Source organism: Ornithinibacillus scapharcae TW25 (genome assembly GCF_000190475.1).
In the GTDB taxonomy this organism is placed as follows: Bacteria; Bacillota; Bacilli; order Bacillales; family Amphibacillaceae; genus Ornithinibacillus; species Ornithinibacillus scapharcae.
Map to the genome: position 1 here is coordinate 1 of NZ_AEWH01000039.1, position 11,796 is coordinate 11,796.

The 11,796-nt window shown below is 34.9% G+C and carries 9 protein-coding genes and 1 pseudogene; 5 read left to right on the forward strand and 5 right to left on the reverse strand.

What is annotated here, in order from left to right:
* Positions 1-1,558: pseudogene (locus G5W_RS22120) on the reverse strand (septation ring formation regulator EzrA); the annotation flags it as partial.
* 198 nt (positions 1,559-1,756) lie between these two features.
* Entirely contained in the window at positions 1,757-2,368 is a 612-nt protein-coding gene (gene refZ / locus G5W_RS0109415; protein WP_010096143.1) for a forespore capture DNA-binding protein RefZ, read from the reverse strand.
* 118 nt (positions 2,369-2,486) lie between these two features.
* On the opposite strand from refZ, the gene G5W_RS0109420 reads away from it, so the two are divergent.
* The 3 genes from G5W_RS0109420 (at position 2,487) to G5W_RS0109430 (ending at position 5,474) form a co-directional block, all read left to right on the forward strand.
* Entirely contained in the window at positions 2,487-2,966 is a 480-nt protein-coding gene (locus tag G5W_RS0109420; protein WP_010096144.1) for a GAF domain-containing protein, read from the forward strand.
* Positions 2,967-3,255: 289 nt separating this feature from the next.
* Complete coding sequence (rpsD, locus tag G5W_RS0109425; protein WP_010096146.1) at positions 3,256-3,858, forward strand: 30S ribosomal protein S4; 603 nt, start codon at positions 3,256-3,258, stop codon at positions 3,856-3,858.
* Between the two features lie 452 nt (positions 3,859-4,310).
* Positions 4,311-5,474, forward strand: a complete 1,164-nt coding sequence (locus G5W_RS0109430; protein ID WP_010096148.1) for an FtsW/RodA/SpoVE family cell cycle protein — start codon at positions 4,311-4,313, stop codon at positions 5,472-5,474.
* A 279-nt stretch (positions 5,475-5,753) separates the two neighbouring features.
* Here G5W_RS0109430 and G5W_RS0109435 read toward each other — a convergent pair whose 3' ends face one another.
* Together G5W_RS0109435 and G5W_RS0109440 are read right to left on the reverse strand one after the other, a co-directional pair.
* Positions 5,754-6,935: a methyl-accepting chemotaxis protein gene (locus G5W_RS0109435; protein ID WP_237706212.1), complete on the reverse strand. Its 1,182-nt coding sequence runs from the start codon at positions 6,933-6,935 to the stop codon at positions 5,754-5,756.
* 42 nt (positions 6,936-6,977) lie between these two features.
* Positions 6,978-7,790: a cache domain-containing protein gene (locus tag G5W_RS0109440; protein WP_010096150.1), complete on the reverse strand. Its 813-nt coding sequence runs from the start codon at positions 7,788-7,790 to the stop codon at positions 6,978-6,980.
* 435 nt (positions 7,791-8,225) lie between these two features.
* Between G5W_RS0109440 and G5W_RS0109445 the strand changes: the two genes are divergently transcribed.
* Complete coding sequence (locus tag G5W_RS0109445; RefSeq protein ID WP_010096151.1) at positions 8,226-8,681, forward strand: chemotaxis protein CheW; 456 nt, start codon at positions 8,226-8,228, stop codon at positions 8,679-8,681.
* A gap of 32 nt (positions 8,682-8,713) precedes the next feature.
* A complete protein-coding gene (locus G5W_RS0109450; protein ID WP_010096152.1) occupies positions 8,714-10,441 on the forward strand; it encodes a methyl-accepting chemotaxis protein in 1,728 nt (575 codons plus the stop codon).
* A 51-nt stretch (positions 10,442-10,492) separates the two neighbouring features.
* Here the strand turns inward: G5W_RS0109450 and tyrS are convergent, their stop codons facing one another.
* Complete coding sequence (tyrS, locus tag G5W_RS0109455; RefSeq protein WP_010096153.1) at positions 10,493-11,764, reverse strand: tyrosine--tRNA ligase; 1,272 nt, start codon at positions 11,762-11,764, stop codon at positions 10,493-10,495.
* Positions 11,765-11,796: the final 32 nt, after the last annotated feature.

The following is an 11,796-nucleotide window of genomic DNA, read 5'->3' on the forward strand; positions in this document are numbered from 1 at the left end:
CGGTTCGCATACTGAATAACTTGCTCAGTTAATAGCGCTTGATCAAGCATAACATCCGTTTGTTCAATTAGTAAATCAATAGAAGCTTTTGCGGATGATAAAGAACGTTGGACTTCTGATATATCTAATGGACTTTTATCGAGAGCTTTTAATACTAAGTTACTCTTCTCCAATGATTCTTCCATTGTATTCCATATAAAGCTTGGTACACCTGGAATATTACTTTTTTAATTTTTCTATTTGTTTCGTTTATTAATTCACGAATTTCAGCCAAATGTTCTTTCGCTTCAAGCTCATCTTTCCGTAAATTGTAAACACTTAGTTTAAAATCATTATGCTTCTCAAGAAGCTCTTCCAGTTTATTGAAGCCTAATTCTAATTTTTCTCGTAGCTCAGAATGTGGTGTGGATTCATCCTCCATACCGTTTACCATTTCATCATAAACTTTTTGTAACTGAGTGATACTCTTTTCTAATGATAAATACTTTTCCATATCTTGATCGTCAAAGTAATATGTTTGTTTTAAATTGTTAACTTCCTCTTTAGTTTCCTCAAAAGAAGCAGCCACTTCGTTAATGGACTGTTGGTAATTAGACATTTGCGTTTCCATATAATTCTTAGCAATTGCCTCTTTTTCCAGTAATTGATACATTTCTTGAATTCGTTCTTCTACCTCTGCTATTAAATTCTTTGCTTCCGTTGCTTGCCCTTTTTCTAAAGCATTTACACAATCCAATAAACGTTGTTGGTAGCCTTGGAGCTCCTTTTCGAAACCAAGATGATCAATCCGGAATCCTTCCTCTTTCATTTCCTTGATTCCTGCATATAAGTCATCAATTTGAGTAGGGATGTCTTGTTTACATGCACGATAAATATCTGGAAATTCTTCTATTTCCTTTTCAAGGTTATCAAGACGTTCTTTAAGGGAATCTACTAAATCCTTTGCTTCTATATAATTACCGTCGTCAACTAAGTCATGATATTGATTTAACATTTCAGTCAACTCATCTATTTCAACTTCAAAACGAACCTCTGCTTTTCCATATTGGAATCTATTCTGTAAAATCTTTTTTCGTAAGTTCTTTATTGTTGGTTGAATATGTTCTACTTCTTTACGACTCGTTTCCTCGGACTCCACTAACTCATCTAATTCAGCTAGTATTTTCTCTATGTCCTTCTCAATCGATTGAAGGAGTTGTTCCGTCTTTTTAAGAATCTTCTTTCCCGTTGTAAATTTAAATTTATCGGCAGCTTCTTCTGCATCAAATAAATACTCTTCAATGTCTGGTAAATCTTTCGATAAAATATATTCCCAACGTTCCTTCCAAGACTCAAATCTATCCTGGGTCTCCCCTTGTAAATTAAGTGTTTTAATTCGAGTTAACTCAGCAGAAACATTTCGGTTCATGATTTCTAATTTCCAGCTTTCCAACCGGTCCACATTATCATATGTTTTCTTCCTCATAATAAGGCTTATAATAAACAACGCTAGAATAACAAGTATTAGTCCAATAAAAATCTCCATAGTAAAGCCCCCTAAAATCCACAAAAATTCCATCTATTATACACGATATGTGTTTCGTGAGTTACTTAATTAGTATAATCCTTATAATACCACGTATAGGCGATTTTTGGCTAAAAAAATCAAATAAAAACGTGTTTTTTTGTCAAATTTTGAATGGTTGTGTATATTAATGCGCATGCAATAAGATAAGTGAACAAAAAAAGGCTGCTATTCACAACCTTTCTATTTCCTCTATTCTGTTATATAATCGACCCATTTGTGAATGGTTTGTACATACTTATTTACAAAAAGGGAATGGGAATATTCCCCAACTACTTGGTTTCTCCATTCGTTTTGCAGTACATAGGGGGTTACTAACATGCCCTTTAATTGCATTAGTAAAAACTGGCTGTCTAGCTTTTGTTTTTCTACTTTCTTTTTATCTTTAAAAACAGCCAAAAAGGCGTTTCCAATAATAAAGTTTTCTTTTGCCAGGTAAGTAACAGCCATTTCACGAACAAATACAGAATCCATCGATAGTTCCCGATGTATGAAACAAGACAATTGTAGATTACTATGTTTATATAGTATAATTCTATGTATTAATTTTTTTAGAATCTCTTTCGGTGCTTCGTTTTTTGTTTCATCCAGAGTCGTTTCAATGATAGCCAAATATTCTTCGTAGTAATTAGAAACAGCATATTCCAAAAGACCTTGTTTCCCTTTGAAATAGTAACTAATTGAGGAAACATTTACACTGGCCTTCTCTGCAATGTCTCTTACCGAAGTACCATGGAAGCCTTTTTGGTAAAAAAGTGTTGAAGCAGCCTCAACTACTTTTCTTTTGGTTGGTTTGTCTTTCATTGAGTACAACTCCTTATATTACTAAATACTGTTATTTTATTATTTCGACAAAGAGTTAAAATTTCCTGCATATATTGGCAGGATTAAAAAAACTTTTCAATAGGAAGGAAGAATGTCCATGTTTCAAGCATCAGCATTTTCAGGTGATAAGGTAAAAGATTATGAGCTTGTTATAAAACAGCTTTCAGCACTAGTTGACGGGGAACCTGATTTAACCGCAAATTTATCCAATGCGTCCGCTTTATTAAATCAATTTCTAGACAATATTAACTGGGTTGGTTTTTATTTATGGAAGGAAAACGAGTTAGTACTAGGACCATTCCAAGGCTTACCAGCTTGTATTCGTATCGGATATGGAAAAGGTGTCTGCGGAACAGCTGTGAAAGAACGCAAGACCCAACGGGTTGAAGATGTAAATAAATTCCCTGGCCATATTGCATGTGATAGCGCGAGTCAATCAGAAATAGTTATACCTATTATAATAGACGGGGAAGTATTTGGTGTTTTAGATATAGATAGCCCTATTTTAAATCGTTTTGACGAAACGGATCAAATCTATTTGGAAAAGTTCGTTGAAGAGTTAACAAAACATATCTAAAAAGTTACGAAATGGATGTCTATCGCATCCATTTTTTTCTGCTCATTTTTCTTTCGTTTAAAAGAATAGTTGACTTCGTATCCAAAAAATTATATACTATTCCTTGTGTAAAATAATACGGCAGCCTAAGTGAATCACCAATTTGACCATTTTGTTCCTCTATTTATGAGGTGTATCGCGTAACTCTAAGCTGCTGGAGCGATGGTACATGAAAACATAATGGCATTTGGCAGGATCACAGTCTGAAATTTTATTTTATGCAAATAAAATAAAAAGGAGGAAATGTCCAATGGCACGATATACAGGATCTCTATGGAAAAAATCCCGTCGTTATGGCATTTCATTAACTGGAACTGGCAAAGAGCTAGATAAACGCCCTTATGCTCCAGGGCAACACGGAGCAAACCAACGCAGAAAGCTTTCTGAGTATGGTCTTCAATTACAAGAAAAACAAAAACTACGCTTTATGTATGGTTTAAATGAGCGTCAATTCCGTACACTATTCGATAAAGCTGGTAAAATGAAAGGTGTTCATGGTGAAAACTTCATGATTCTTCTTGAATCTCGCCTTGATAACCTAGTTTATCGTCTAGGACTTGCACGTACTCGTAGACAAGCTCGTCAGCTTGTAAACCATGGTCACGTGACAGTTGATGGTTCTCGCGTAGATATCCCATCTTACCTAGTAAAACCAGGTCAAACAATTAGCCTTCGCGAAAAATCAAGAAATCTTGATATCGTGAAAGAAGCTATCGAAGTAAACAACTTCGTACCTGAATATTTAACTTTCAATGCTGATAACTTAGAAGGAACTTATAACCGTTTACCAGAACGTTCTGAGCTTCCATCTGAAATCACTGAACAGTTAATCGTAGAATTCTATTCTCGTTAATAGTATTGCTTCTTAAAGAGCAATTTAGAAGCCCTAGAATTGTTGTTTTATCAACCTTTCTAGGGCTTTTCTTTTTTCTGTGTTATGTTAAATTATACCTGCATTAAAAATACATCAGCAATAAATAATTTTATTGCTGATGTGAAAAAGTTAGTTAATATCACTTACTATAGCTTAATTATATTATTAGCCTTTACGGGGTTTAAAACCGTGAATCTGTAAAAAAGCCCCAAATCTTGACTATAAGATTTGGGGCTTTTTCTATGCAGAGGTATAGTAGAAAAAAATATAATCATGTATTATTGAATTCAAAGGTGTTTTAATGTAAGAACTAATTTAATCTACTTCTTGTTGTTGAATTGGGGGCACTCACCCCTTAACCCAAACGGAAAACATTCACATATGGTTACTATATTAACCTATGATTCAATAAATATTGGGAGCGAAATATTTTGAATACTAGAGAAAAACGTATTCCCTTGGACATCATCTTTGTCATTTTTTTCTTAATGTTAGCCAGTCTTTTATCGTTATACAACCTACAACAAACGAATCCAGAAAGTGAAAACTTTGTACTAAAGCAATCAGTATGGTTTGGAGTCGGAATACTATTCATGGTAGGAATCCGTTTCTTAGATCCTGATCAATTATTCAAACTTAGTCTTCCTGCTTACATACTAGGCGTGATGGTACTAGGTATTCTACTCATTAGCCCAAGTAGCTTAGCACCGGTAATAAATGGTGCAAATAGTTGGTTTGTGTTTGGAGGCATCTCCATGCAACCCGCAGAATTTACAAAGTTTACTACCATTTTATGCTTGTCCTATGTCATTGTGAAACACAAAGAAAAATATGGAACAGGTATATTCAGAAAAGACTTCTTATTGTTATGTAAATTATTTTTGGTCACAGGAATTCCTGTAGGTCTTATAATGTTGCAACCAGATTTCGGTACTTCTGTCGTATATCTTATCATTCTAGGAGCTATGGTGCTTTTATCTGGTATTAATTGGAGACTATTAATGGTTTTAGTGGCATCTTTCACCGTATTAGTAGGCTCCGCACTATTTATTGTCACTCAATTTCCTGAGAAAGCTACTGAGTTTCTTCCAATCGATCCATATCAAGTAGATCGAATAGTGACTTGGTTCGACGATTCTGCACCCCAAAATGACAAAAATTTTCAAGTAACAAAATCTTTACTTGCAATAGGTTCAGGCCAATTATTCGGTAAAGGTCTTCATGAGCTTGAGGTTTACATTCCTGAGGCACAAACAGACTTTATCTTTGCAATTTTAGGAGAAAGCTTTGGGTATGTCGGCTGTTCCATTGTCATCATGTTATACTTCTTTCTAATTTACAACCTGATAATTCGTGGTTTGAAATTGTATAAATCAGATCCATTTTCAGCTTATTTTTGTTTTGGTTTTTCTACTTTACTAGCTGTTCACACCTTCCAAAATATTGGAATGACTATCGGAGTAATGCCCATTACAGGAATTCCCTTGCTTTTAGTAAGTTATGGAGGAAGCTCTGTTCTAGCAACCATGATTGGAATGGGAGTCGCCTTTCGGATAGCGGAAGAGAAACTTAGAAGAGAAGAGTTTATGTTTTAAGGACTTTACAAAAAGCTAGAGGAGAAATGAATGTTTCAAACCAAGATGCAAAAAATCTTAATTCTCGGGTAGCGGTGTAGAATTATTAAGTAATAAAATAAATAGAATGTATAAAAAGCCCAGAGAACCATTGTGAAATTAGTCTCTGGGCTATTAAGCTACTAGTTACAAACCATTAAGTTTAGGTAGAAATAAATCCTTCTCATTAATAAATATGATTCGAGTCTAAGAATATATCTAAAAAGTTATAATCTCTCAGTCTAGAAATCAAAATTAAAACTACAACTTGAAATGTCTCACTAGTTCATTCAGATCCTCTGCTAACCTTGCTAGCTGTTCAGAACTTCCAGCTACCTCTTCCATTATACTACTTGTTTGTTGAGATGAAGCTGAAGTTTGTTCTATACCTGCCGCAGATTCTTCTGAAATAGCAGCTATCTCTTCAACAGAGCTATTCATTTTTTCCGTGTTCGTAGCTATGTCGGATAAATTAGTAGAGGTGTTTTGGATGCTCTCCACCATTTCAGTTACTGCCTCTCTAATCGTTCCAAATGTAACACCTGTTGATTCAATTTGAGTTTTCCCGTGTTCTACTTCAATATATCCATTCTGTAAGGATTTAGCTACAGTGGTTGTTTCTTCTTGAATATTCGTTACGATATTCGTTATTTCTGAGACAGAATCGGTTACTTGTTCTGCTAACTTCCTAACCTCATCAGCTACTACGGCAAATCCCTTTCCATGCTCTCCTGCTCTTGCTGCCTCTATTGCTGCATTTAAGGCAAGAAGATTTGTTTGATCTGCGATATCTCTAATGACTGAAACTAAATTGGTAATATCCTGTGATTGCTTATCTAAGCCTTTTACCTTGCTAACAGAGTCTAGTACAATTTGATCAATTTTTTCCATTTGTTGAATGGAAAGATTCATTAAATCTGACCCAGTGTTTGTTAAATTCAATACTTGCTTAGAACTATCCTCAATTCTTTCTCCATTCTGATTTAACTCTTGAATCTTCATTGTAAAAGTACTCATAACAGATGCAAGGTCACTAGCACTATGTGCCTGTGTTTCCGATCCAGCAGCTAGTTCCTGCATAGTAGTTGCGACTTGTTCGGCACCAGTTCGAACCTCATTAGCTGATTGTGTTAACTCCTCACTTTGACTTGATACCGTCTCAGAGACGACATTAATTTCATTTAATAATTCATGCATTTTATTCTTCATCTTATTAGTTGCATGTACCAGTTGACCGATTTCATCTCTTGATTTTGTAGTAAGAGGTTCTTGCGTTAAGTCACCACTTGCAATACTATTCATTCTCTTCATCACATTTTTAATTGGTAAGGTTATTCTTCTAGTTAGTACAATAGATACCAAAATAGCTAGCGCTATCACTATAGCTAAGCTTATTAAAATTGGGAGAATAATAGCTTGTGCTTTCTTTTCAAAATCCTCCACAAACACCGTACCGGCTAATATCCAATCGGTAGTAGGGTTTCTCTAAAATCCGATAATTGATTCTTTATTGTCTATTTGATATTCTACTATTCCTTGATCTCCATACTCTATTATTTCCTTATAGTACTTTTCTTGTGATTGGTTCTGTCCAATTAACTCTTGATTAGGATGGGCCATATATTTGCCTGTCTCATCAAGTATAACTGCATAACCAGTTTCCCCAATAGTAATCCTGTTAATCATCTCAATTAATGTATTTACATAGATATCAGTTCCAATAACACCCACAAGTTCTGTATTGGAATAATATGCTTTTGCAGCTGTTACTACTGTTTTTCCGGTACTTGCATCTACATATGGCTCACTCCAGATAATATCCCCTTCAGCTTCAACAGCATCCTGGTACCAACTTCGTTCTGTAACATTAAAATCCGCACCTAGCTCAGCATGAGGATGAATAACTACCTCCCCCGTACCCTCTAACCCAATATATATACTACTAATCGACGGCATAGTTTCTTGGGTTTCTCTTAGAGATTGCAATAACTCATTATTATTATCTATATGATAATTCATGAGATAATCACTGGAAATTAAACGTTCAATGGTATTATCAATATTGTCAAAGAACATTTCAAACGTATCATTCATACTTACCATTTGGCTTTCAACATTTCTTGTAAGCTCTAATGTAGTCGTTTTAACACTAGAACTATAACTGACCAGGGCAATGATACCACCAGTAAAGATTATTAAAATTAGAAACGGAAATAATATTTTGTTTTGTAATGACCCTGTAAATAAGGTACTTAAACGAAATCTTTTAGTTTTACTATCTTGTTGTTTGTCTATCATTATCTTAATTAGTCTCCTTGTCTTATATCCTATGTCTGCCCCTTTTATTGAGTGAAATGTAGTATGTAATTCCTACTACTATTGCCCAATAATTAGTAACATTACTAAATTGATTCAACCTCCTTATTATTCTAATTATTTCCCCATTATAGCATAGCATCTAAAAGTTAAATTACAACGTGGTAATACATGGTAATTCTTGACTTATTCATCCAACTATGTCCACTTCTATTATCACGTATCTTTTATTATTCACTAGTTTAGATCCACGACAGATTTAGAAATCCATTAAACTATCCACTTTTTCCCAACAACTTAACTCTGTGTATATCATTAACAAATCCCTCTAATATACCGAAATAAATAAAGTGAGTAATTAGTACTAGTTCTTTGCGACTATACCCAAACAACATGATTGATAAAGGAGGAAAAGCAATGGGTATTATGAAAACCATTATATTTAGATTGAATGAACAATCTTTTGGTATTGATGTTCAACAAATTCTTTCCATAGAACGAGTGCAAGCAATTACCCCCATTCCAAAGGCACCAGTGTTCATTAAAGGGCTCATTAACTTAAGGGATGCTAATATTCCAATCATTGATTTAAAGGAAAGATTGATGATGGCACAATCTAACCATTCAAGTGATAACCGCATACTGATCGTTAGTTTAAACGATAGGCAGGTTGGATTTATGGTAGATGCCGCTACAGATGTAGTCGATATTGACGATACGATGATTGAGCTAGCACCTAGTTTTACAGGTCAGATTGATAATTCATTTATTCAAGGTGTGGCAAAAATCGAAGAAAATCTACTAATACTATTAGATCTAGAAAACATACTTAATATGCAAGAAACGAAAGTAGTAGAAAACCTTACGAACTAATCTACTACAAATAACATCAGGGAGTTGACATAATGAAGAAAGAAAAGAACAATAATAGCACATCAAAACGACAGTTTAATATAGGTGCTAAAATAAATCTGCTTGTAATTGGAATAATAGTTTTTATTGCTATTTCTATTAGTTTTATAGCAAAAATTCAGATTGATAATTCGTTAAATAAAGTATTTAATGATCGTGTGGAAGTTGTTTCCAGTCTTGCCTATAATTTAATCGATGAGAAATACCCAGGTGATTGGTCCATTCGTAATAATCAACTTTATAAAGGTGTTATAAATTTCACTGGTAAAGATGAACTACTAGACGAGATTACAAAAGTATCTGGTGGAACAGCCTCTATCTTCCTAGGAGATACAACCGTTGCAACTAATGTAGTTGTTGATGGAGAAAGAAGAAATGGTCAACAGGCTGCCCCTTCCATTACAGACATCGTACTAGGTGAAGGAAAAGCTTATATTGGTGAAGCTGACATAGCAGGCAAGAAATTCTTAACCAAGTATGAACCTATTGTGGATGAAAACGGAGAAACTATCGGGATGTGGATGATTGGACCTCCTATTAATACCATCCAAAGCACTATCCTTAAACTAACATTATTTATAGTTGGTACTTTAATCGTAACTGGAATAGTAGCAGTCGTTATTAGTGTATTCTTTAGTCGCACAATCGTACGACCTATTAAGTCTATTAATACACAGATTAAAGACATTTCTGAAGGTGAGGGTGATCTAACGAAAGAATTGTCTGTTACATCGAAGGATGAAGTTGGTGAACTTGCGACATCCTTTAACAATCTACTTCAAAGCCTACGTCAAATGATAGGACAAATAAGTTTGACATCGGAACAAGTTGCAGCTTCTTCCGAAGAACTTTCAGCAAGTGCAGAACAAACAACACATGCTACTAGTCAAATCGCTAGTTCCATACAAGAGGTTGCAAGTGGCGCTGAGTTCCAAGGTCAAAGTTCTCTAGAAAGCTCTGAAGCTATGAAAGAAATGGCTATCGGTATCCAACAAGTTGCCCAATCAACTACAACAGTCTCTGAATTATCATTAGAAACCAATGAAGAAGCTAAATTAGGATATGAATCGATTAAAAAGGCAATCACTCAAATGGAAACCATTAATAGTTCTGTAACAGATTCTTCTTCCGTAATTCGAAAACTTGGAGAACATTCTGATAAAATCGGATCTATTATTGAAGTAATCACTGGTATTGCCGAGCAAACAAACTTACTAGCGCTCAATGCTGCAATTGAATCTGCACGTGCAGGGGAACATGGTAAAGGGTTTGCAGTTGTTGCAGATGAAGTAAGAAAATTGGCTGAGCAATCGAAGAACTCTGCAGATGAAATTGCTGCTTTAATTCAGCAAATACAGACTGATACAAGCAATGCTGTTACTTTAATGGATAAAGGTACTAAAGAAACTTCAACTGGTATGGTCGTTGTGACGGAAATTGGTAGTGGATTCGAACGAATCTTAGAATCCATTGAGAATGTTACCAATCAGATTCAGGAAGTTTCTGCAATATCCGAGGAAATGTCCGCTAGCATGGAACAAGTTAATGCTTCTCTGGAAGAAGTGGCACGTATTTCTCAAGAAGCTTCTAGCAATACACATAAAGTTGCATCTGCGTCTGAAGAACAAATGGCTTCCATGGAAGAAATTACTTCATCTGCGGAATCACTGTCTCAAATGGCAGAACAACTACAAACACTTGTAAACAAATTTAAGATATAACTTTCCCTATAAAAATACACTGCATAATCAAATGCAGTGTATTTTTACATATTAATTATATCTTATTAAGAAATACTTCTTCTTCCCTCTACGAATAATCGTAAACTTATCTTCCAAACGATCTTCTTCGGTAATAACATAATCTAACGCTTGTTGTCTTTCTCCATTAATATAGATCGCTCCATTTGTAATATCTTCTCTCGCTTGTCGTTTAGAAGATGAGATATTCGAATTAACAAGAAGATCAACTAACAGTATATCCTCTTTATCTACTTGAAAAGAAGGTACGTCTTTAAATCCTTGTTCAATCTCAACTGCAGATAAAGATTTTAAATCGCCACTAAATAATGATGCGGTTATTTTTTGTGCTTGCTCGACAGCTTCTTGATTATGAACCATTCTAGTCATTTCTTCAGCTAAACGTTTTTGAGCAATACGATTTTCAGGATGTTTTTCTACTTCCTCTTCCAGCGTAGTTAGTTCTTCATCTGTTAAAAACGTAAAGTAACGTAAAAATTTCATCACATCACGATCATCTGTGTTAATCCAGAATTGATAAAATTCATAAGGGCTAGTTTTTTCAGGATCCAACCAAATTGCTCCACCTGCTGTTTTACCAAATTTAGTACCGTCTGCTTTCGTGATAAGAGGAACAGTAAGACCAAATACTTTTATTTCATCATCCTCTTTTTCACGACCTCGGCGTATTAATTCCATACCAGCAGTAATATTTCCCCACTGATCACTTCCACCAATCTGCAATGTACAATTTTCTTGAGTGTATAACTTTTGGAAATCAAGGGATTGCAAAATCATATAACTAAATTCCGTAAAGGAAATGCCTTGTTCAATACGAGCCGATACGGATTCCTTCGCTAACATATAGTTAACACTGAAATGTTTTCCAGCATCACGTAAGAAATCAATAACGGTCATACTGCCTAACCACTCATAATTATTTCGAACCACAACAGCATTTTCGTTTTGATCAACTTCTAGTATCTTGGATATTTGTTCGCGAAGTCTGTCACTGAAACCTTTAACAACTTCTTCTGTATTTAATGAACGTTCCGTAGAGCGACCACTAGGGTCTCCAATCATACCTGTTCCCCCACCAACTAATGCGATTGGACGGTGTCCAGCTTTTTGGAATCGTTTAAGCATGATTAACGGAACTAAATGTCCAATATGCAAACTGTCAGCGGTTGGATCAAAACCACAATATAATGTAACCTCATTTTCAGCTAGATGTTTCTCTAGCCCCTCTCTATCTGTAACTTGATTAATTAATCCTCTTTTGTCTAATTCCTCTAAGATACTCATCTTTTCACACTCCAACATAGTATTTTCTGCAA